The organism is Mycobacterium ahvazicum, from assembly GCF_900176255.2.
Taxonomy (GTDB): domain Bacteria; phylum Actinomycetota; class Actinomycetes; order Mycobacteriales; family Mycobacteriaceae; genus Mycobacterium; species Mycobacterium ahvazicum.
Genome location: NZ_FXEG02000003.1, coordinates 791775 through 811492, shown reverse-complemented (window position 1 = coordinate 811492; position 19718 = coordinate 791775). Strand labels below are relative to the sequence as shown.

At 65.4% G+C, this 19718-nt stretch carries 21 protein-coding genes and 1 pseudogene; 16 read left to right on the top strand and 6 right to left on the bottom strand.

All coding sequences use genetic code 11. The features are described 5' to 3' along the window. Positions 1-152: 152 nt before the first annotated feature. Complete coding sequence (locus tag MAAFP003_RS16475; RefSeq protein WP_096288547.1) at positions 153-1352, top strand: IS481 family transposase; 1200 nt, start codon at positions 153-155, stop codon at positions 1350-1352. Positions 1353-1502: 150 nt separating this feature from the next. Here MAAFP003_RS16475 and MAAFP003_RS16470 read toward each other — a convergent pair whose 3' ends face one another. From MAAFP003_RS16470 to MAAFP003_RS16460, 3 genes are read right to left on the bottom strand one after another with little or no spacing between them, the layout of a single operon-like run. After that, the gene (locus tag MAAFP003_RS16470; RefSeq protein WP_096288545.1) at positions 1503-2081 is read right to left on the bottom strand and encodes a carboxymuconolactone decarboxylase family protein; all 579 of its coding nucleotides are present in this window, start codon (positions 2079-2081) and stop codon (positions 1503-1505) included. Continuing rightward, entirely contained in the window at positions 2078-3217 is a 1140-nt protein-coding gene (locus tag MAAFP003_RS16465) for a zinc-dependent alcohol dehydrogenase (RefSeq protein WP_051464906.1), read from the bottom strand. Before MAAFP003_RS16465 ends, MAAFP003_RS16470 begins: the two co-directional genes overlap by 4 nt. Then, a complete protein-coding gene (locus MAAFP003_RS16460; RefSeq protein ID WP_207768576.1) occupies positions 3214-4707 on the bottom strand; it encodes an acetyl-CoA acetyltransferase in 1494 nt (497 codons plus the stop codon). Before MAAFP003_RS16460 ends, MAAFP003_RS16465 begins: the two co-directional genes overlap by 4 nt. A gap of 84 nt (positions 4708-4791) precedes the next feature. Here MAAFP003_RS16460 and MAAFP003_RS16455 point away from each other — a divergent pair, with 84 nt between their 5' ends. The 4 genes from MAAFP003_RS16455 (at position 4792) to MAAFP003_RS16440 (ending at position 7510) form a co-directional block, all read left to right on the top strand. Then, positions 4792-5445 carry a TetR/AcrR family transcriptional regulator gene (locus MAAFP003_RS16455; RefSeq protein WP_423790904.1) on the top strand — a complete coding sequence of 218 codons (654 nt, stop codon included), beginning with the start codon at positions 4792-4794 and terminating at the stop codon, positions 5443-5445. Between the two features lie 44 nt (positions 5446-5489). Next, positions 5490-5927 (top strand): PaaI family thioesterase, encoded by a 438-nt coding sequence (locus tag MAAFP003_RS16450; protein WP_096288539.1) that lies wholly within the window; start codon positions 5490-5492, stop codon positions 5925-5927. After that, a complete protein-coding gene (locus tag MAAFP003_RS16445; RefSeq protein WP_096288536.1) occupies positions 5927-6838 on the top strand; it encodes an alpha/beta fold hydrolase in 912 nt (303 codons plus the stop codon). The genes MAAFP003_RS16450 and MAAFP003_RS16445 overlap by 1 nt, the downstream gene beginning before the upstream one ends. A 90-nt stretch (positions 6839-6928) precedes the next feature. Further along, the gene (locus MAAFP003_RS16440; protein WP_207768575.1) at positions 6929-7510 is read left to right on the top strand and encodes a TetR/AcrR family transcriptional regulator; all 582 of its coding nucleotides are present in this window, start codon (positions 6929-6931) and stop codon (positions 7508-7510) included. 16 nt (positions 7511-7526) lie between these two features. On the opposite strand, the gene MAAFP003_RS16435 is transcribed toward MAAFP003_RS16440, so the two are convergent. The 3 genes from MAAFP003_RS16435 to MAAFP003_RS16425 are packed head-to-tail and all read right to left on the bottom strand — an operon-like array spanning position 7527 to position 10462. Beyond that, positions 7527-8726, bottom strand: coding sequence for an NAD(P)/FAD-dependent oxidoreductase (locus MAAFP003_RS16435; protein WP_096288532.1), 1200 nt, complete (start codon positions 8724-8726; stop codon positions 7527-7529). After that, positions 8723-10111, bottom strand: a complete 1389-nt coding sequence (locus MAAFP003_RS16430) for a cytochrome P450 (protein WP_096288529.1) — start codon at positions 10109-10111, stop codon at positions 8723-8725. The genes MAAFP003_RS16435 and MAAFP003_RS16430 overlap by 4 nt, the downstream gene beginning before the upstream one ends. A gap of 30 nt (positions 10112-10141) precedes the next feature. Continuing rightward, the gene (locus tag MAAFP003_RS16425) at positions 10142-10462 is read right to left on the bottom strand and encodes a 2Fe-2S iron-sulfur cluster-binding protein (protein ID WP_005086615.1); all 321 of its coding nucleotides are present in this window, start codon (positions 10460-10462) and stop codon (positions 10142-10144) included. A gap of 115 nt (positions 10463-10577) precedes the next feature. On the opposite strand from MAAFP003_RS16425, the gene MAAFP003_RS16420 reads away from it, so the two are divergent. From MAAFP003_RS16420 to MAAFP003_RS16365, 11 genes and pseudogenes are all read left to right on the top strand, one after another. After that, positions 10578-11582, top strand: a complete 1005-nt coding sequence (locus MAAFP003_RS16420; RefSeq protein WP_096288527.1) for a helix-turn-helix domain-containing protein — start codon at positions 10578-10580, stop codon at positions 11580-11582. 271 nt (positions 11583-11853) lie between these two features. After that, positions 11854-13017, top strand: coding sequence for a thiolase family protein (locus tag MAAFP003_RS16410; protein WP_096288524.1), 1164 nt, complete (start codon positions 11854-11856; stop codon positions 13015-13017). Next, positions 13017-13454, top strand: coding sequence for a Zn-ribbon domain-containing OB-fold protein (locus MAAFP003_RS16405; RefSeq protein WP_005061010.1), 438 nt, complete (start codon positions 13017-13019; stop codon positions 13452-13454). Before MAAFP003_RS16410 ends, MAAFP003_RS16405 begins: the two co-directional genes overlap by 1 nt. Further along, a complete protein-coding gene (locus tag MAAFP003_RS16400) occupies positions 13451-14494 on the top strand; it encodes an LLM class flavin-dependent oxidoreductase (RefSeq protein ID WP_096288522.1) in 1044 nt (347 codons plus the stop codon). The genes MAAFP003_RS16405 and MAAFP003_RS16400 overlap by 4 nt, the downstream gene beginning before the upstream one ends. Then, positions 14487-14942 (top strand): FAS1-like dehydratase domain-containing protein, encoded by a 456-nt coding sequence (locus tag MAAFP003_RS16395; protein WP_096288520.1) that lies wholly within the window; start codon positions 14487-14489, stop codon positions 14940-14942. Before MAAFP003_RS16400 ends, MAAFP003_RS16395 begins: the two co-directional genes overlap by 8 nt. After that, positions 14939-15364, top strand: a complete 426-nt coding sequence (locus MAAFP003_RS16390) for a MaoC/PaaZ C-terminal domain-containing protein (protein WP_096288517.1) — start codon at positions 14939-14941, stop codon at positions 15362-15364. Before MAAFP003_RS16395 ends, MAAFP003_RS16390 begins: the two co-directional genes overlap by 4 nt. Positions 15365-15396: 32 nt before the next feature. Further along, a complete protein-coding gene (locus MAAFP003_RS16385; protein ID WP_207768574.1) occupies positions 15397-15888 on the top strand; it encodes an FAS1-like dehydratase domain-containing protein in 492 nt (163 codons plus the stop codon). Further along, positions 15885-16355 carry a hotdog family protein gene (locus tag MAAFP003_RS16380; RefSeq protein ID WP_096288513.1) on the top strand — a complete coding sequence of 157 codons (471 nt, stop codon included), beginning with the start codon at positions 15885-15887 and terminating at the stop codon, positions 16353-16355. The genes MAAFP003_RS16385 and MAAFP003_RS16380 overlap by 4 nt, the downstream gene beginning before the upstream one ends. Positions 16356-16398: 43 nt before the next feature. Beyond that, positions 16399-17165 (top strand): annotated as a pseudogene (locus MAAFP003_RS16375) (enoyl-CoA hydratase/isomerase family protein). Between the two features lies 1 nt (position 17166). After that, positions 17167-17979 (top strand): TIGR03084 family metal-binding protein, encoded by an 813-nt coding sequence (locus MAAFP003_RS16370; RefSeq protein WP_096288511.1) that lies wholly within the window; start codon positions 17167-17169, stop codon positions 17977-17979. Beyond that, a complete protein-coding gene (locus MAAFP003_RS16365) occupies positions 17976-19700 on the top strand; it encodes an acyclic terpene utilization AtuA family protein (RefSeq protein WP_096288509.1) in 1725 nt (574 codons plus the stop codon). Before MAAFP003_RS16370 ends, MAAFP003_RS16365 begins: the two co-directional genes overlap by 4 nt. Positions 19701-19718 lie beyond the last annotated feature (18 nt).

The following is a 19718-nucleotide window of genomic DNA, read 5'->3' as shown; positions in this document are numbered from 1 at the left end:
CGCCGCTCAACACACTCCATCGGCTCGGAAATGAACGCAAGCGGTCATTTCGCTCGCCTCAGTCGTGTGTCCGAGGGGGTCTGTGATTCATTGACATCGAGGACAGATGTCTCCCGACATTGAGGACAGTTCAGTGATCGCGAGGTGTCCTCATGTCCAAGGCCCGTCTGGTCGTCGCCGCCGTCGAAGTTGAGCACCGCCCAATCAGTGAGGTCGCCCGCGAGTACCGGGTCGCGCGCTCGTGGATCTACACCCTGTTGGCCCGCTACCGCGCCGAGGGCTCAGCCGGCCTCGAGCCGCGCTCCCGACGCCCGGCGTCTAATCCGCGCCAACTCTCAGCCAGCATCGAAGAACGAATTATCCAGCTGCGCAAGCAACTTAGCGAACAAGGCCTCGACGCCGGGCCGCAGACGATCGCCGTTCACCTGCACCGCCAGAGCGGCTACGCTCCCGCACTATCGACGATCCACAAGATCTTGCGCCGCCGCGGCTTCATCACCGCCCAACCACGCAAACGCCCCCGCAGCAGCTACATCCGCTTCCAGGCCGAACAACCCAACGAATGCTGGCAAGCCGACATCACCCACTGGCAGCTGGCCGGCCCCGACACCACCGCGTCCCCCGGGGCCCAGACCGAGATCCGCAACATCCGCGACGACCACGCCCGCAACGCCCTGATCGGACCCGCCCGCCCCGCGTCCACCGCGGTGGCCGTGCGCGACTGCTTCCGCGACGCGTTCGCCGCCCACGGCCTGCCCGCCGCCGTGCTCGCCGGCAGCGGCATGGTCTTCACCGCCCGACACGCCACCGGCCCCGGCGGGCGTACAGCGTTGCAAACAGAACTGGCCACCCTGGGCGTCGTGTTCAAAAACTCCCGGCCCTACCACCCCCAGACCTGCGGCAAGGTCGAACGCTTCCACCAAACCCTCAAAAAATGGCTCACCCGCCAACCCCCCGCAGCCACCCTGGCCGACCTACAAGCCCAGCTCGACGCCTTCACCGACTACTACAACACCGTGCGCCCACACCGCTCCTGCCACCGCCACACCCCCGACCACACCTACCGCGCCCGACCCCACGCCGGGCCCGCCGGCACACCCGCGGGCATCCACTGGCGAGTCCGCACCGACCACGTCGACCGCTACGGCAAAATCACCCTGCGCCACGCCGGCCGCTTGCACCACATCGGGATCGGCCACCGCTGGGCCAACACCGCAGTCCTCATGCTCATCGCCGACCTAGACATCCGCATCATCGCCACCACCGGCGGCCAACTCATCCGCGAACTCACCCTCGACACCACCCGCAACTACCAACCCCAAAAACCAAAAACACCCCCAGCCAACAACTGAAGGTGTTCACTATGTCGCGAGACATCTGTCCTCAATGTCTCGCGACATCACAGTGTGTCCGAGGGGGGACTTGTCCGTCTACGACACGGGTCGTGGTCTGGCGATTGGGGCGCTGACCGCTTCGGTCAAGCACCGGTCCACGTTTTTCGCTCAATCGCGACGCTGAGGAGCTCGCCCATCGGGCGGCCAGCCGTCGGTACCGGACTCAAGCGGAATATTCAGAGATCGAAGCAGGATCGAAAAGAGCCGCCAATTGGCGATTGCTCCGACAAGTTCGACCAAAACCGCGTGATCGCTATTGAATGCCTTCTGGCACCCAGCCCAGTTTTCCTCGGAGATGACCCCGTCGCGTACCACATCATCGGTCGCTGCGAGGACCGCACGCTCGACTGGCCCGAGGCTTTCGGAATTCTGCCAGTCGCGCACCGCGAGGAGATCATGCTCAGGCACGCCGAGCAGTGTAGCGATTCGCCAATGTTGAGTCCATTCGTATTCGGAGCCAGTGATCCAGCCGATGCGCAAGATGACTAGCTCGCGTAGCCGCGCGTCAAGGGAACCGCGGAAGAGTAACGCGTCCAGCAGCCCATACAGCGCAACCGCCACACGCGGCTGATGAAGTGCCACGCGGAATACCGACAGTTCTGCCAACTCTTCGGGCAACCCACATTCGGCAGCTCGCAGCTGGGCCTGCTCACGGTCGAGCATCGGTACGCGTTCCGCCATGGTCACGGGTGGCCCTCTCTGTTGAACCTCTGCCCACGCCGTTCGGGCGTGGGCAAAAAGACGTTGTGCAGCGCCCCACTTGATCGGGCACTTTCATCTGCAAGCGAAGTGAGCAGCTGCGCGAGCCCAGCGAAGCCGGTTGATTCTCTGGTGATCCGGTCGAACGGCCAGCGGCCCATGGCGAGAATCTCGAGGGCTGCCCGGTAGGCGGGATACTCCACGCCGAGTGCGCCTACGACGTGTAATTCTTTATAGACCAACAAGTCTGGTTCAAACCGGGGCGCGCCGCCTCCTCCGCGGGTGCCGGCCACCACAATTGTGCCGCCGGGCCTGGCAAGGCCGACGGCATCGGCGAACGCGGAGGGTGCTTTAGCGGTGACGTCGACGACCACGTCGGCAAGCCGTCCGCCTGTCTCACGCTGGAGCGCGGTCGCTGCATCGTCCTGCGATACATCGATGGGCAGGTCGACACCGAATGATCTGGCTATGGCCAGTCGTTGTTCGTCGCGTGGGCCGACGCCGGTCATCGCGACGAACGCGGCTCCCGCCTCTTTGGCCGCCACCGCCGCACAGATTCCGCGGATGCCGGGCCCCAGGATCGCTACGACGTCCCCGGCCTTGGTGTCGGGAAGAGTCGCCCCCCATTGGATACCGGCCCCGAGAGGGTTGAACAACGTGGCGAGAACGGGGTCCATGTCTTCGGCAATCGGGAGCAGCATCGCGTCCCACGGAAGCTCCACATGGGTGGCGTATCCGCCCCATAAGCCAGCGCCGATCTCCACGTCGACGAACCCGAACATGGTGGCGATGCCGTTCACCGCGCACCGCCGGTATTCGCCGCGGCGGCACTCGGGGCAGTCTCGGCAGGACCGGAACACCTCAACGGCCACGCGCTGGCCGGCTTGTACACCCCAGCGTTGGCCGGCCGCAGCGCCGACATGTTCGACGATGCCGACGATTTCGTGCCCTGGAACGAATGAGAAGCCGGCAGGCAGGTGTCCGGTGAATTGTTCGTGATCTGTTCCGCACAGACCGCATGCTTCAACTCGCAGGATCGCACCCCGGTCGCCGACGTCGGGGATGGTCATCTGGCGCCGCTGCAGACTCCGCGGTCCGGTCAGCACCATCGCCTCGGCGATCATGGAAGCTCGAATCCGGTGAACGACCCTGTGTTTCGGAGGCACACCGTTTTACCTACATACATTTCCCCGCCCATCGCCTCGGCAATCTGCGGATCGTCGCTGCGTGCGACGACTCTTCGCCCGTCGGACAGGTGCGCGATGATCGGAGTCCATCGAGGTTGCCCGTCTCGGTCGTAGACGACGGTGTATCCGTCCACTGTCGCGCAACCGGTCGCCTCGTCGACGCCTGCGACACCCAACCTCGATGAATCGATCTGAGCTTGCTCGACCGTCGTGTCGAGCAGTCGCCACCCGGTTGGTGGCGGGGTGGCCGACCACAGACCGACCGAATGCTTCGTCGAATACCACCCGAGGCCGGTGACGAGTCCGACATCGGTTGGGTCGCGTCTACACCGTCGGACCATCTCAACGATCGAGTGGCTGACGTAATTGTTTCCGGGACCGCCGTGATACGGCAGGCCTCCGGTTACTGTGAGGCCTCTGTCGTCGAGGGGGTCCAAGTCGAGAGCCTCGGCAGCCATCTCAATTGCCGACGGGAAGCAGGAGTAGAGGTCGAACCACCGGATGTCGTCGATGGTCAACCGGCCCGCATTGAGAGCCTTCCGTGCTGCTACCTCGATACCCGATGAGCGGCTGAGGTCCGGCCGTTCCACGGGGAAGTACACGTCGTTGCAAGTCGCTGCTGACCAGGGAAAGACCCAACGATCGCGCGCGACGCCCAATTCGTCCGCCACCTCGGCCGCCATGAGAATGAAGGCGGCAGCCATGTCGACGGACATGATGCTGTTGAGCAGCTTGGGATAGGGCAAGCAGACCATGCGGTTTTCCGCGGTGACTTCGCTGAGTTCGGTGGCACTTCGTGCGCGTGGGAACCAGGCCTGTTCCGGATGGCGTGCCGCCTCGGCTGTGAACGGTGCCATCAGCGTGCCCAGCCACTCCCGTTGAGCATCGAAGTCGCGGCCGTGGCGCGCGGCGATTGCGGACTCGAAGATGGGATACACCTCGTGCGGCCAACTCAGACCCACCGACAATTCGGCTTGACTCAGCCCGGGGCGGGCGTCGCCCAGGGATTCGTCGCCGGAGCGGGGTGGGGGCGGCGAGTCGAGAAGTGCCCTGCCCTGAAGCTTGCGTGCGGAATGCCCGCTCTCCGCCCCGACGACCAGGACGACATCTGCACGGCCTTCGCGTATTTCGCCACCCAACACTTCGACGAGATACTGCGGGGTGTTTCCGCCGACGGGACAGCTGATGCGGCGGGCGGGACTGATGTGCATCGCTTCGGCGATCCTGCTGGCGGGATTGTCGCGCGGTATGACCAGGATGCCGGGAGTCGCGACGGTGTCGATGCGCCGCTCGACCGGGCGACCTGCGTCTTTGACCGCGCGGCGTGCGGCTTCTACCGCCAAGTCGATCGGGTCCACGAAGTCGTTCCCGCGATGGGTAACTTCGCCCACGCCGACGACAACCGGGGTACGCGCTTCTACCAACATCGGCATCGGCATCCGCTCAGGGCCACGGGGCTGACTTGAGACATAACTGCGATGGTGTCATGTGCGTGGGCAAGTCACAATGGTGTGCGCTCGCGGCATAATGGCTGTGTGTCGACGAGGTTGTTGAGATGGGGCGCCGCCGCGCCGACAGATCGTGGGTCCGCTCGCGACCGGTTGCTCGATGCTGCCGAGCGGTGCCTCGAGAGTTGCGGTGTGGTGGGCACGACCATGGAGGACATCGGCAGAACAGCGGGTGTGTCCAGGGCAACGGTGTATCGCTACTTCCCCAGTCGGGAGGCGGTGATGTCGGGTGTCATCATTCGCGCCGCCAAGCGCTATCTCGACCGCATCAGCCCGCGGATCGCGGCGCACGCCGACCTGGGCTCCGCGCTCGTCGATTTCGTGGAATACACGGTTGAGGCCGCGCGCCGCGAAGAGATCATCGGATTGTTGTTCGGCAGCGACGAGGAACTCGCCGGCGTGGGTCTCGCGGCGGGGACCTCGACGTCCCTCTTCGAAATCGTCACCGAATTTCTGCGTCCCATCTTCACCAGACACTGGAGTTGCGTGGAACCGGGCGTCTCCGTCGACGACGCCGCCGAGTGGGTTGTCCGCACGATATTGAGCCTGCTGACTGTTCGAGGGCCGCGGGAGCGCAGTCGTGACGGACTCCGGGCGTTTCTGTCGAGGTTTCTCCTTCCTGCGATCCTGGCGGGTGACCACGCTCGACCGATGTGACATCTATGGCGTAATGTCTCGACGGCAGATGAGTAGGAGGGCCTGTGCAATTCACCACGTTCAACGAACAGGTCGCTGAGCAACTAAAGAGCGCAGCAGAAACCACGGGCGGGTTGGCCGGTTACCTCGGCTTCCGTCACACCGAATTCACTGCGGGACGGCTCGTCGCGGAGATGGACGCACGCGACGACCTGAAGACGCCTTTCGGCAACCTGCATGGGGGCTGCTTATCGGCCATGGTCGACCACTGCCTCGGAGTGGTGTTTTATCCCGTGATTCCAATGGGATCTTGGGTCGCGACAACGGAGTTCAAACTGAATCTGCTTCGTCCGGTCTCCAGCGGCACCTGTGTAGCCACAGCCGAGATCATCTCGCTGGGCAGAACCAGCGGTGTGGCGCGTATCGACATCTGCAACGACGGCAGAGCGGTGTGTGCGGCCCAGGGAACCGTCACCGTCGTCGCACCGAAGACGAGCTCCTGATGTCGGCAAAGAGAACAGGTGATTCGTCGGCTCCTGTGGTCGAGCGCGTGCCCACGGCGGACGGGCTGGCGCTGGCGGTCGACCTCTACCGCTGTGACGCGCCGCGGGCGGTCGTGTTGCTCCTTCACGGCGGAGGTCAAAGCCGGCACGCCTGGGACGTCACCGCCCAACGCCTGCACCATCGGGGTTACACGGTGGCCGCGTACGACGCGAGGGGGCACGGGGACAGCGACTGGGACCCTGACGGACGCTATGACGGGGACCGGCTGGGGTCCGACCTATTGGCCGTGCGCTCATACGCCGATTCCGGCCGCCCCGTCGCCGCGATCGGCGCCTCTCTGGGCGGCTTGACCATTCTCGGAACACACTTGCTCGCCCCGCCGGACCTATGGCAGGCCGTCGTGCTGGTTGACGTCACTCCGCGAATGGAGATGGACGGCGCCCGACGAGTCGTAGCGTTCATGTCGGCACACCCCGAAGGTTTCGACAGCCTAGAGTCGGCCGCTGACGTGATCGCCGCCTACAACCCGCACCGCCCTCGCCCCGAAAACCTCGACGGCCTCCGAAAAGTCCTCGCACGTCGCCAAGACGGTCGCTGGGCCTGGCGATGGGATCCAGCCTTCGTGACGTCGAATTTCCAGTTCCTGCAGGGCGATCCAGCCGAGGGCGCTGAGTACTTCGAGATGATGAGCGCGTTCCTTCTCGATGGTGCGCGGCAAGTGTCCGCGCCGACGCTGCTGGTCCGGGGCCTGCTATCGGACATCGTCTCCGAAGAGACAGTAAGGCATTTCCTCACCGTCGTTCCGCACGCGCAAACCGTCGACGTGTCGGGCGCGGGCCACATGATTGCCGGCGACAACAACGACGCATTCTCGACGGCTGTCGTCGAATTCCTCGACAGGACCATATGAACCCTGCAGTCGGTTTACTGCCCTTGTAGGGCTGGCGCCTATCCTGCTCCTATGTCAACTGAACCCGTGCGGATGTCTTTCCGTCGGCATGTGCGCGAACAGGTTTTGAGGGCGACACGAGAACTCACCATCGAGAAGGGCTGGGATCAGGTCCGGATGAGCGAGGTTGCCGAATCGGTCGGCGTGTCCCGCCCGACGTTGTACAAAGAGTTCGGCGACAAGCAGGGGCTCGGTGACGCGCTTGTGGTGTCGGAGGGTCAGCGCTTTGTGGAAGGCATTCGTGCCGTCCTTGCCGAACATGTGGGCGACGTGCGGGGCGGCATCACCGCAGCGGTGCAGTTCACCCTCTGTGAAGCAGAAGACAGTCCGCTCCTCAAGGCAGTTCTGACGTCCAACCCTTCGGGGAATGATCGCGGTGGCTCGTCGTCTACTGGAGTCCTACCTCTTCTGCCGACGTCGGCTTCCCTGCTTCAGCTCTGCTCCGCGGCTCTGATCACGTGGTTTAACGACCACTTCGACGATCTCGATCCCGAAGACGTTGAGGAGGTCGCAGATGTTCTGGTGCGACTGACAGTGAGTCATGTTGTACTCCCAGCCGCGGACATCGCCACCACCGGTGAGCGGATCTCCCGCGTAGCACTCAGGTACCTGGGAGTTGTCCACAGTTTGTAACTAGCAAGCTCTCGTGTCAGATCGAGCCGGTGAGCAGGTCTGAGCGGTCAACCCGAAGTTGCTGGCTGATGGCCCGCTTACTGGACATGAAATCGCGAGGACGGTTGATGCAGTCGGCGGCGATGAGTTCGCTCTCGCGGAAGTAGAAGCAGCTGAAGTCACGGTCACGCGACGGGTCGCCGCTGAAGACTACTTCGTCGTACCCGGTGTTGAGACCGGCAATCTGGAGTTTGAGGTCGTACTGGTCGGACCAGAACCAGGGAAGCGCAGCGATTGCGCTGTGTTTACCGCAGATGGTCGCCGCAGCGATCTTGGCCTGCTCGCCGGCGCTAGGTACGGACTCCAAGCGAATACGCGAGCCGTATCGAGCCATGGTGTGGCTGGTGCAGTCGCCAGCCGCCACGATGTCGGGGTCGCTGGTGCGGGCCTGGTCGTCGATCACAATGCCGTTGTCGACGGATAATCCTGCGGCCGAGGCGAGCTCGGTGTTCGGCACCACACCGACGCCGACGATGACCAAGTCGGCGGGAATCGATTCGCCGCCAGCCAGCACGACCTGCTGCACTCTGCCGTCACCGGAGAAGGCTTCGACGAGAGCGTGTGTCCGGATCTCCACTCCCTCGCCGCGGTGGATTCGCGTGAAGAATGCGGAAACCTCCGGCGCGGTGACCCTTTGGAGTACACGCTCAGTTGCCTCGAGCACAGTGACTGCCATGCCCAGCGAACGCAGCGAGGCCGCCGTTTCCAGGCCGATGTAACCGCCGCCCACGATCACGACCCTCCGACCTGATGCGGTGGCGGCACGGATCAACTCGACGTCTGCAGCGGTACGCAGGTAGTGAATTCCGGGAAGATCCACCCCTGGTGTGGGGAGTCGTCTGGCCCTCGCACCGGTGCACAACGCGAGCTTGGTGTAGGCCAGCGTGTCGCCGGTGTTCAGAGAGACGTGCTTGGCAGTCCGGTTGATGGCCTCCACGGTCGCGTTCGTGAGCTGAATATTCTGCTTGGTGTAGAAATCCGCGCCGCGAATCAGGAGATCGTCGAGGCCGTTCTTGCCGGCCAGGTATCCCTTCGACAACGGAGGCCGGTGGTAGGGCAGTCCCCCCTCGTCGCCGATGAGCACGACCTCCCCAGACCACCCCTCCCTTCGAAGATTAGCTGCCAACTGCGCGCCGGCGTGGCTCGCGCCGACGATCACCGCTCGTTCGGGAGTCACGCACTTGGCCTGGGAGTGAGGCGAACCATCAGCTTGCTGATACCCCTGACGAAATTCGATTGCACATACTCGGGTTCGCCGACCACCTCGATGTTCTCAAAGCGAGGGAGCAATTCCTCCCACAGGATTCGAAGCTGCAACTCAGCAAGTCGGTTTCCCATGCACCTGTGCACGCCGAACCCGAACGAGATGTGATTGCGGGCGTTGCTCCTATCGATGATCAACTCATCGGCCCGCTCGAAGACACGCTCATCGCGGTTACCCGAGGCGTACCACATCACGACCTTGTCGCCCTTGCGGATGAATTGCCCGTTCAACATGATGTCTTTTTTCGCGACTCGGCGCATGTACGCCAACGGGGTCTGCCAGCGAATGATCTCGGACACCATGTTGGGAATCAGGTCAGGGTTCGCCTTCAACTTCTCGAACTGGTCGGGGAACTGGTTCAAGGCGAGAACCCCTCCGCTCATCGAGTTGCGAGTCGTGTCGTTTCCCCCGACGATCAGCAATACCAAATTGCCGAGGAATTCCATCGGGCGGTCGATGAGATCCTTAGTGTCCTCGTTGGCCTGCAGCATCGTGATCAGATCGAAGCCCGGTCGCTCCCCGTTGGCGGTACGGGCCGCCTTGTCATGCCAGAGAGCGCTGAGCCCCTTCGCCATGTCGACCATGCCACGAAACACTCTGTCGTTGTCGGAAGGACCACCATTGGCTTGCTCCATGGAGGTGGCGAGGTCCGACCATTCCACGAGCTTGTGCCGCTGCTCGTACGGGAAGTCCAGCAGGGTCGCGAGCATGCGCGCTGTCAGCTCGATGGAGACGTGGTGCACCCAATTGAACGGCTGATCCACCGGTAGATCGTCCAGCACTTCCTGGACACGCGAGCGGATCAGCCCCTCCATCTCGCGCAGGTTCTTCGGCGCGACAACCCCTTGGACGGAAGCGCGCTGCAAGTCGTGTTGTGGCGGATCCATCGCGATGAACATGGCGATGTCCAAAAAGCGGGGGGGTCTGCCGATGATGATGAACGGCTCTGCGGAGAAAGCCTCGTGGTTCTTGTCGACGGCGATGATGTCCGCGTGGCGGGTCACCGACCAGAACGGGCCGAACGGACTGCGAGCCTGGTAATGCACCGGCGCCTCGTTGCGCACGCGTTCGAAGTAGGACTTCCAGCGGCCTTGGCGGTAGAGGAACGGGTTGCTGAGATCGATGTCGGCGATATCGACGTCCTCGACCGGAGGAATGGGCGTCTCGGTGAAGATCTTCTTACCATTGGTTCCGGTTACCCACCGGCGTGTCTTGTCGTAGAGGTGTGCGCCGCGGATTTGCAGCTCCAGAGGCACGGCAGACTGGGCTTTGGCGGCCACTGCCGCGGGAATACTCATTATTGTTTCCTCCAAATCCATGGCGTTGTTTCAGAGCTGGAACTCAGGTAGCTCGACCGTCAAGCCATCCCATGCCTCGGAGGCGGCCATCTGGCAGGACAGCCTCGACGTCCGCTGACGCTCGGGGTTCATCGCGAGCATCTCCTCTTCGTTGGCGCCGCAGAGTCCCACCGTGTCCGACCACTCGGGAGCGACGATCACGTGGCACGTTCCGCATGCGGCTTCCCCTCCACAATCGCCGTCGATGCCGGGCACCGCGTTGTTGACCGCAATCTGCATCAAGGACTGCCCTTCGGCCAAGGGGGCTTCGTACTTCTCGCCATCATGAGAGACGAAGGTGACGACTGCCATGACTAACTCTCCTCAATCTGGAACTCCTTGTAATTAGTGTTGTCGCGCGTGACCAGCGTCGCTAGGCTCGCAAGAGTCAAAGAGTTGTGTTTTTAGCTCACGCGCAGGGAGGCACGTGAAACTCGACGACTCGGGTATGCCAGCGCTTGCTTTCCTGCAGATGCTGGACAGCGAGGCGCTGGGGCATGACGCCAGCATTGCGCTGCGCAGCCTCATGGTTCGCGAGCACGTCACCGAGTCGATGTTGGTGGGGCGCGACGCGCAGGTCCCCTTACGGTGGTTCAGGGAGATATACCCCGATTTCGATTGCGATCAGGGAACCCGTCTGGGTTTCGCGTTCGCTGAACACGCCAAACTGACGTCCTTTGGGGCACTCAGTGTTCCGTTGGTCAGCGCGGGCTCGGTAGCCGAGGTTGTCGAGTTACTTGCTTATCTGCCGGTGATCACCACGGCCCTCAGCCCGTCGTTCCATTCGACTGAACGCGGCCTCACGATCGGGCTCACCGGTCGCACAGGTGACGCCGGCCTGAACTGCCTGGCCGTCACCTACGGTGGGCTGGCGCTGCTGCGTCTGCTCGACATGCTCGCGGGTGCCGTACCGAATATTGAACTGCATCTGAGTCATTCAGCGCCTGAGTCGTGGGTTCTTCGTGAAGAAGTGTTGGCGGGTCGGATCTTCTTCGACGCCCCTAGCTCGTTCGTCCACGTTCCCGCGGCTACGCTCGAGGAGGTCTGTCGATTCTCCGATCCTGTGGCGTACCGGATTGCCGTCACCGATTTGCAGCGAACTCTCGATCAACGACGTGACACGTCGTTCTCCGAAAAAGTAAGGGACCTGCTCGAGAAAGATCCCGGACAAACGAACATCAGCCGGACGGCGGGCGAGCTCTCGATATCCCCGAGCACGTTGAAGCGGCGCCTGCGCGAAGAGGGGACCACCTTTCGCGAATTACGTCAGTCGTTCTTGCAGGAGCGAGCAATTCTGCGACTTCTCGACAGATCGGTGTCTGTAAGCGAGATCGCGGCAGAACTCGGGTACGCGGACCTCACGAACTTCACACATGCCTTCAAACGGTGGACCGGTCGTTCACCGCGCCACTTCAGAAAAACGCGCGACTGAGCGCGCAAAAGGTCCGCCCGGGCGCGTGCCGGGCGTCCACCGGAACCAGCGGGCTTCGCGATCGGCCTCATCTGTCACCTGGACATCGTCGAAAACGACACGATCGGCGCGGGTTTCGGTCATCGCAGCACCCTCTTGGGAAGAGGCGCAACGACATCCAGAGAATCCATACCGCGCTAGCGGCGGGGGTGACGCGGACCCCCTAGTCACGCTATGCTAACCGTCGTTCACGTCGCGACCGGCGTTGAACGCGTGGTCGAGAGGAGCGCGGATGCCACATGACCAGCCGGCCATCATCGGTGCCGCCGAACTCGCTCCAGGAAGAAACGTTCCGTACACCTCGACTGAATTGCATGTGCGCGCCGCGGTCGCGGCTCTCGCCGACGCAGGCGTGGTCCCAGACGAGGTCGACGGCCTCGTGTGCGCCGGCCCGATGACGAACGAGGGTTCGGTCTTCCTGTCCGAGGACCTGATGGACTATCTCGGGCTGCACAAGCTGAAGCTTCAGATGACCTGTCAGCTTGGCGGCGGGACCCATCTGGCCATGACGCGCATGGCGGGTAACGTCATCGCCCGGGGCGAGGCCGAGACGGTGCTGGTCGTGTCGGCGGGCAAGTTTCCGCCGATCCGCGATGGCGGGCGCGAACTGATGGCGCTGGTGTGTGACCACGCGTTCGAGATGCCCTACGGACCGTCTGTGCCGGCGCTGTACGGTTTGATCGCGCAGGCCTGGATGCACGAGACGGGACAGGGCAAGGCGGACATCGCCGAGGTCACGGCGTCGCAGGACCGGTGGGCCGCGCTGAATCCCGCGGCGATCGCGCACCGCTCACAACGCCTGACTGTGGAGGACGTGCTGGCGTCCCGCCCGATCGCCGGGCCGTTCCACTTCTACCACTGCTCGATTCCCTGCGAGGGCGGTGGCGCGCTCGTGCTGGGCTCGGCCCGCCGGGCCCGCGCGGGCAAGCACCGGCCGGTCCACCTGCTCGGGTTTGGAGAGGGTCACACCCACGGTTTTCTGACCTCGCTGGCCCGGCCGGGTCGTACCGGGGCCGCCCGCTCGGGTCCGATGGCCTTCGAGCGCTCCGGACGGGCGCCGGCCGACATCGACATCGCCTTGCTCTACGACGCCTTCGCCTCCAACCCGGCGATGATCCTTGAGGAGGCGGGTTTCGTGAAGCCCGGCGGGGCAGGCGATTTCTACCGTGACGGCTGCGCCGATCCGGGGGGCGACCTTCCGGTGAACACCGACGGCGGCCTGATCCGGTTCGGGCACACCGGGACCTCCTCTGGCATTTCGCAGATCCTCGAGGGTTACTGGCAGTTGTCCGGTCGCGCCGAGGGCCGTCAGGTGCCCGGGGCGGATACCGCGTTCGTGCACAGCTACGGCTCGATGCTGTGCAGTCACGTCAGCATGGTGATGGAGGGATCGTGATGACCGCAGCTTCGAGTTCCCTCGACGGTCTGCACGATCCTGAGGCGCTGCCGCCGCTGACCGATGTCAACCGTCCCTACTTCGCAGCAGCGGCCCGCGGCGTACTCGTCTTCCAGCGGTGCGCGAACGGCCACCCGTTCCTCTACCCGCGGCTGGTGTGTCCCGTCTGCCATGACGGTGAGTTGGCCTGGGAGACCGCGGCGGGTACTGGTGAGATCGTCAGTTTCGCGCCGGTGTACCGCCCCCCGTGGGACTCGTTCCCGCGCAGCGAGCCGTACGTCGTCGTGCTCGTTCGTCTGGACGAGGGGCCGCAGTTGTTGGCCAGTCTCGAGGGCGTGGCCCCAGATGAAGTTGCGATCGGGGCAAGAGTGCGCGCAGTGTTCGAGCGGGTGAACGAGGACCTTGGGCTGGTCCGATTCAGGCCGGCGGCGTCGTGAGCACGTACGGGGTCTCGGTGCTCGGCGCGGACTTGGTCACCCTTGTCGATACGGCCGAGGCTACCGACCTCGCCGGCTTCGACGCCGCCTGGGCCTCGGAGTTCTACTCGCGCTCGGGCTCGATCTCGATGGCCGCGATGGCCGCGCGCACAAAGCGCTGCCGCATCGGGTCGTCGATCCTGTATGGCGTCGGGCGCAGCCCGCTCGTGCTCGCCACAGAGGCGCGTGACCTCGACGAGCTTTCAGGCGGGCGCGTCGTGCTCGGGCTCGGCAACGGCACACGCCGCATGATGAGCGACTGGCACGGCGTGGAGGACACCTCCGCTCCCGCTCTGCGCATGGAGGAGCTGGTCCCGCTCGTGCGTCGGATATGGAACCTGCACGAGGGCCCCGTGCGCCATGAGGGGCGCTTCTACCGGATGAATCTCGTCCCAACCGGCGACGTCGCGCCGCCGAAGCGAGCGATCCCGATCATCACCGCGGGCGTGCGTCCGCGGATGTGCGAGGTGGCAGGGCGCGTGGCCGACGGGTTGGCTGGTCATCCGCTGTTCACCACGGCTTACGTCGAGGAGGTCGCCCGCCCAGCCGTCGTGCGCGGTGCGGAGCGGGCCGGACGCGATCCCGCCGACATTGAGATCGTCTCGATGGTCATCTGCGCGGTGCACGACGACCCTCAGATCGCACGTCGTGAGGCCGCGCAGCAGATCGCGTTCTACTCCTCGGTGAAGACCTACGAGCACGTTCTCGATGTGAGCGGCTTCGCCAGGCAGGGGGCGGCGATTCGCGAGGCGTTCGCACGGCGCGACCTGCCGGCCATGTTCGCTGCCGTCACCGACGACATGATTGACGCGATGGCGGTGGCCGGCACCGCCGCCGAGGTCCGTGACGGGCTGCGTCGCTACGAGGGCGTGCTGGACCACATCGTTCTGTACTCACCCTCGATAGGGGTCGCACCCGAACGCATCGCCGAGAACCTCGGCAACCTCATCCGCGATTGTGCGCCGGCTCTAGCCGGCGGGAAAGGAGACCAGAGTGGCTGACGCCTCGCTTATCGGCACGCAACTCGGGAGCACCACATTTCCCGTCGACCGGTCCAAAGTGCGCGAGTTCGCGCTTTCGCTCGGCGACCGCGACCCGATCTACCAGGACGCCGCAGCGGCCCGGGCCGCCGGCTTCAGCGCGATCCCCGCTCCGCCGACCTTCGTCGTCTCCTCGGCTCACTGGCGCGCCGACGACATGTTCGGCGCCCTCGGGCTCGACCTGCGCCGCGTACTGCACGGTGAGTGCGGCTGGGAGTATTTCGCGCCGGTGTTCGTCGGCGACGAGCTCACCGAGACGCGTCGGGTGTCGAACGTGACCAGCCGCGAGGGGAAGCGCGGCGGCATCATGACAATCGTGACGATCGAGACCGACTTCACCAACCAGCGCGACGAGCTCGTCGTGCGCCAGACCGACGTCTTGATCGAAACCGGAGGCTCCACCCAATGACGACATCCCCCGCGCCGGTGGCGTTGGCCATCGGCGACGAGATGCCGACCTCACAGTTCGGCCCGCTGACGCGCTCGCACATCGTTCGCTACGCCGGCTCCGGCGGCGACTTCAACCCGATCCACCACGACGAAGAGTTCGCCCGCGCGGCCGGCATGCCCGGTGTGTTCGGCATGGGACTGCTGCACGGCGGTGTGCTCGCGCAGCGGCTGACCGCCTGGGTGGGGCTGGCCAACATCCGCTCGTTCCGCATCCGGTTCACCGGTCAGGTATGGCCCGGTGACCTGCTCAGCTTCGGCGGCAGGGTCACCGGTGTGCGCGAGGCCGGAGGGCAGCAGGTGGCCGACCTCGAACTCGTGGTCACGCGCCAGTCCGGCGAACCCGTGATAAAAGGGAGCGCCGTCGTGCAGGTGGCCCGGTGAGCGCGCCGACGAGCGACGTCACCGGCCTCGGCATGACGTTCGGGACCTTCGACGAAGGCCGGGCGTGGGTCGGTCATCGCTCCGAGCCGCGGCGTGCGTGGTTCCCGATCGATCGCTCGATGGTGTTGTACTACTGCTCGCTCGTCGAGGACGCGAACCCCCGTTACTGGGAGGGTGAGGACTGCCCGCCCGGGCTGCTGATGAGCCTCGGCTTCGCGCCGCAGTGGGTGCCCGAGTACCTAGCGCGTGCCGACATGATGTTCGCGCTCAGTGTCCCGTTGCCGGGCCACCACATCATCAACGCCTCAACGACGACGGAGTTCGAACGCCGGCCCCGGGTGGGCGATCACGTGTCGATCGTGGAGGAGATCGCCTCGATCTCCGAGCCGAAGACGACGCGGGTGGGCACCGGCGTGTTCATCACTACGGTGAGCACGTTCTCCGACCAGCACGGTGAGGTCATCGGCCGCAACACCAACGTGCTGTTCCGATACGACACCGCCGATAGTGAAGGCGCATCATGAACGACTCCACCGAGCACAGCATGGTCCGCTTCCCCGTGCGGTTCGAGGACATCGCCGTCGGCGACACCCTGACGCCCGTCTCGATCGAGATCAGCTACAAGCGCATCTGCATGAACGCGGCTTCGACGTGGGACTGGTTCCCCGGTCACCACGACCCCGAGTACGCGCGCAGCCAGGGCCAGCGCACGATCTACCTGTCGACCCTCTTCTTCCATGGCTTCATCGACCGCGGCCTCAACGAGTGGGCCGGACCCGACGCGCTGATCCGGCGCCGCAGAATCTCGATGATCCGGTCGATCTATCCGGGCCAGACCGCGACTCTGAGCGGCAAGGTCGTGGCCAAACGCGAGGATGGTGGACGGCGCCTCGTCGACCTCGAGTTGCTCGTCTCGAGCGAAGATGGTCCGTGTGTGCCGAGTGAAGCCACCGTTGAGCTGGCCGACCCGTTTGTCGAGGTGCCGGGGTGAACTGCCGCTCACATCCGGGGCGACGGTGAGGGACGGAGGCTCGGTGGCCGAGCAAGCGATCCGCTACGAGGTCGTCGACAGCGTGGCCTGGCTGACGATCAACCGGCCCGAGGCGCGCAACGCGCTGAACAACGCTGTGCGCGCGGGGCTTTTCGACGCGGTACGCCGCTTCAATGACGACGACGCGGCTAGGGTGCTGGTCCTCACCGGCGCGGGCGATAAGGCGTTCTGCGCCGGCGGGGACTTGAAGGAGATGGCGCAGAACGCGCTCAAGGTGCCCCCGAAGGACTTCGCTCCGCAGTTCGGCCGCAACATCGATGTCGCGAAGCCGACGATCGCGGCCGTCAACGGTGTCGCGTTCGCCGGGGGCTTCCTGCTCGCGCAGCAGTGCGACCTGGTCGTGGCTGCCGAACACGCGACCTTCGCCGTCAGCGAGGTCAAAGTCGGCCGCGGGTCGCCCTGGGCGGCACCGCTATCGTGGCTGGTTCCCCACGCGTTGCCATGCAGATCCTGCTGACCGGCGACCCGATCACCGCCGAGCGCGCCCACCAGGTCGGCTTGGTCAATGAGGTGGTGCCGGCCGATCAGTTGCGCGAGCGTACCCAGCAGTTGGCGCTCAGCATCGCCGCGAACGCACCGCTATCGGTGCTCGCGGCCAAGCGCACCGTGTACCTCTCGGCGCAGCACCACCTCGCCGCCGCCTACGACCTGGCCGACGAGATCTGGGAGCCGGTCTATCTGAGCGACGACGCGCAGGAAGGCCCGACGGCGTTCCGCGAGAAGCGCGCACCACAGTGGAAGGGACGCTGACATGGCGGTGACCATGCAGTCGGTTATCGCCGACATCGAAGCCGAAACGGCAGCCCTACGCGGATTGGTCGCACCGCTGCCCGAAGGTCCGCGCGGCTGGGACGCACCGACTCCGGCCGTGGGCTGGGCGATCCGCGACCAGATCAGCCATCTGGCGTTCTTCGACGACGTGGCGGTGCGCTCGGCCACCGACCCCGACGGTTTCAGCAGCGACTACCTGCCGATGATGGCCGACGGAAGCATCTCACCCGACGTCATCGCCGAGCGCTACCGTCAAATGCCGGCTGCCGACCTGCTCGCGTGGTTCGACACGTCGCGTGCAGCCCTCGTTGCGGCGTTCGCGGACATGGCCCCGGCGACCCGCCTGCCGTGGTTCGGGCCGCCGATGAGCGCGGTCTCGTCGCTGACAGCGCGACTCATGGAGACCTGGGCGCACGGCCAGGACATCGTCGACGCGCTCGGCGCGACCCGCGAGGCCACGGCACGGCTGCGGCACGTGGCCCACATCGGGGTGGGTGCGCGCGCGTTCAGCTACCTGGCCAACGGTCGGGACCTCCCCGCGGACCCGGTACGCGTCGAGCTGACCGCTCCGGACGGCAGCGTCTGGACGTGGGGGCCAGCCGACGCCGCCAACCGCGTGAGCGGGCCGGCGCTGGACTTTTGCCTGTTGGTGACCCAACGCCGCCACCGCGACGACACCGCTTTGGTCGCCGACGGACCGCTGGCCGACCAGTGGCTCGCGATCGCCCAGGCCTTCGCGGGGCCCCCTGGCGGCGGGCGCGTGGCGGGCCAGTTCGCAGGGGGTCAGCGGTGAGCGTCCCGGTTCGCATCGGCAACTGCTCCGGCTTTTACGGCGACCGCATCGCCGCAGCCCGCGAGATGGTCGAGGGCGGACCGATCGACGTCCTGTGCGGTGACTACCTGGCCGAGCTGACCATGCTCATCCTGGCCAAGGCCCAGGCCAAAGACCCGGCCGGCGGGTACGCGCGGACTTTCCTCACCCAAATGGAACAGGTGCTGGGCACCTGTCTCGATCGTGGCATCAAGGTCGTCGCGAACGCGGGCGGGCTGAATCCCGCCGGCTTGGCCGCCGCGTTACGCGAGCTGTCCGCACGTCTCGGCCTCACCGCGCGCGTCGCACACGTCGAGGGCGACGACCTACGTGGCGACCTCCACGCAATCACGCCGCCCGTCGGCGACATCAAACCGGTATCGGCCAACGCCTACCTCGGCGCCTGGGGCATCACCGAGGCGCTGCGTTCGGGCGCCGACGTCGTCGTGACCGGCCGGGTCACCGACGCATCCCTGGTCGTCGGTCCAGCTGCCTGGTGGCACAGCTGGGCGCCCGAGGACTGGGATCGGCTCGCGGGCGCGGTCGTCGCCGGGCACGTGATCGAGTGCGGCCCTCAGGCGACGGGCGGCAACTACGCGTTCCTCAACGAGATCACCGACCGCCGCTACCCGGGGTTTCCGATCGCCGAGGTCGCCGAGGACGGCTCTTCGGTGATCACGAAGCATCCCGGCACGGGGGGATTGGTCTCAGTCGGCACGGTCACCGCCCAGCTGCTCTACGAGATCGCTGAACCTGCCTACCTCGGCCCCGACGTCGTCGCCCACTTCGACACCATCCGCCTGGCTCAACAGGGTGAGCACCGCGTCGCGATCAGCAACACTAAAGGCAGTCCGCCGCCGGACACGTTGAAGGTGGCGTTGAATGAGGTGGGCGGCTTCCGTAACACGATGACCATGGTGCTCACCGGCCTGGACATCGAGGCGAAGGCCGCCTTCGCCGAGCAGCAGCTTTTCGACGTTCTCGGCGGGCGGGAAGCCTTCGACGAGGTCGACGTGAAACTGCTGCGCTTCGACGTCTCCGATGCCCCGACGAACGAGCAAGCCTGCGCGCACCTGCGTGTGACGGTCAAGGACGCCGACCCGTGCAAGGTGGGCCGGGCCTTCTCCGGCGGGGTCATGGAGATCGCTCTGGCCGGTTTCGCCGGCTTCCACACCACCACGCCACCGTCCTCGGAGACCGCCTTCGGCGTCTACCGGCCGGCCCACGTGCCGCGCTCGGCCCTCACGCACGTACTCGTCGACGCCAACGGCACACGGCACGAAATCTCCGACCCGCCGACCGGTGCCGTTCCGCCCGCCGAGATCGCGCCGCCCGCGAACCTGCCGGTGCCGTCCGGGCCGACGCGGCGCGCACCGCTCGGGTCGGTACTCGGCGCGCGGTCCGGAGACAAGGGCGGCAACGCCAACCTCGGCCTGTGGGCACGCGACGACCCTGGCTACGCGTGGGCGCGCGACTACCTCAGCGTCGAGCGGCTGCGCACACTGCTCGGGCCGGAGACGGCGGACCTGCGCATCGAGCGCTTCGAACTGCCGAACCTGCGCGCCCTCAACGTGGTCGTGCACGGTTTGCTCGGTGACGGGGTGGCCTCCTCGACCCGGCCGGACGCGCAGGCCAAGGGGCTGGGGGAGTACGTGCGGTCCCGTGTGGTGGACATTCCCGAATCGCTGCTCGACACACGCTGAACAATCCGGTGCGCGCGC

Excerpts from the sequence above, each read along its gene's own strand:
- MAAFP003_RS16405 (WP_005061010.1), top strand. The coding sequence starts at position 13,017 with ATGACCGCAGCTTCGAGTTCCCTCGACGGTCTGCACGATCCTGAGGCG.
- MAAFP003_RS16370 (WP_096288511.1), top strand. The coding sequence starts at position 17,167 with ATGGCGGTGACCATGCAGTCGGTTATCGCCGACATCGAAGCCGAAACG.
- MAAFP003_RS16385 (WP_207768574.1), top strand. The coding sequence starts at position 15,397 with ATGACGTTCGGGACCTTCGACGAAGGCCGGGCGTGGGTCGGTCATCGC.
- MAAFP003_RS16460 (WP_207768576.1), bottom strand. The coding sequence starts at position 4,707 with ATGTTGGTAGAAGCGCGTACCCCGGTTGTCGTCGGCGTGGGCGAAGTT.
- MAAFP003_RS16465 (WP_051464906.1), bottom strand. The coding sequence starts at position 3,217 with ATGATCGCCGAGGCGATGGTGCTGACCGGACCGCGGAGTCTGCAGCGG.
- MAAFP003_RS16430 (WP_096288529.1), bottom strand. The coding sequence starts at position 10,111 with ATGAGTATTCCCGCGGCAGTGGCCGCCAAAGCCCAGTCTGCCGTGCCT.
- MAAFP003_RS16410 (WP_096288524.1), top strand. The coding sequence starts at position 11,854 with ATGCCACATGACCAGCCGGCCATCATCGGTGCCGCCGAACTCGCTCCA.
- MAAFP003_RS16445 (WP_096288536.1), top strand. The coding sequence starts at position 5,927 with ATGTCGGCAAAGAGAACAGGTGATTCGTCGGCTCCTGTGGTCGAGCGC.
- MAAFP003_RS16390 (WP_096288517.1), top strand. The coding sequence starts at position 14,939 with ATGACGACATCCCCCGCGCCGGTGGCGTTGGCCATCGGCGACGAGATG.
- MAAFP003_RS16475 (WP_096288547.1), top strand. The coding sequence starts at position 153 with ATGTCCAAGGCCCGTCTGGTCGTCGCCGCCGTCGAAGTTGAGCACCGC.
- MAAFP003_RS16425 (WP_005086615.1), bottom strand. The coding sequence starts at position 10,462 with ATGGCAGTCGTCACCTTCGTCTCTCATGATGGCGAGAAGTACGAAGCC.
- MAAFP003_RS16380 (WP_096288513.1), top strand. The coding sequence starts at position 15,885 with ATGAACGACTCCACCGAGCACAGCATGGTCCGCTTCCCCGTGCGGTTC.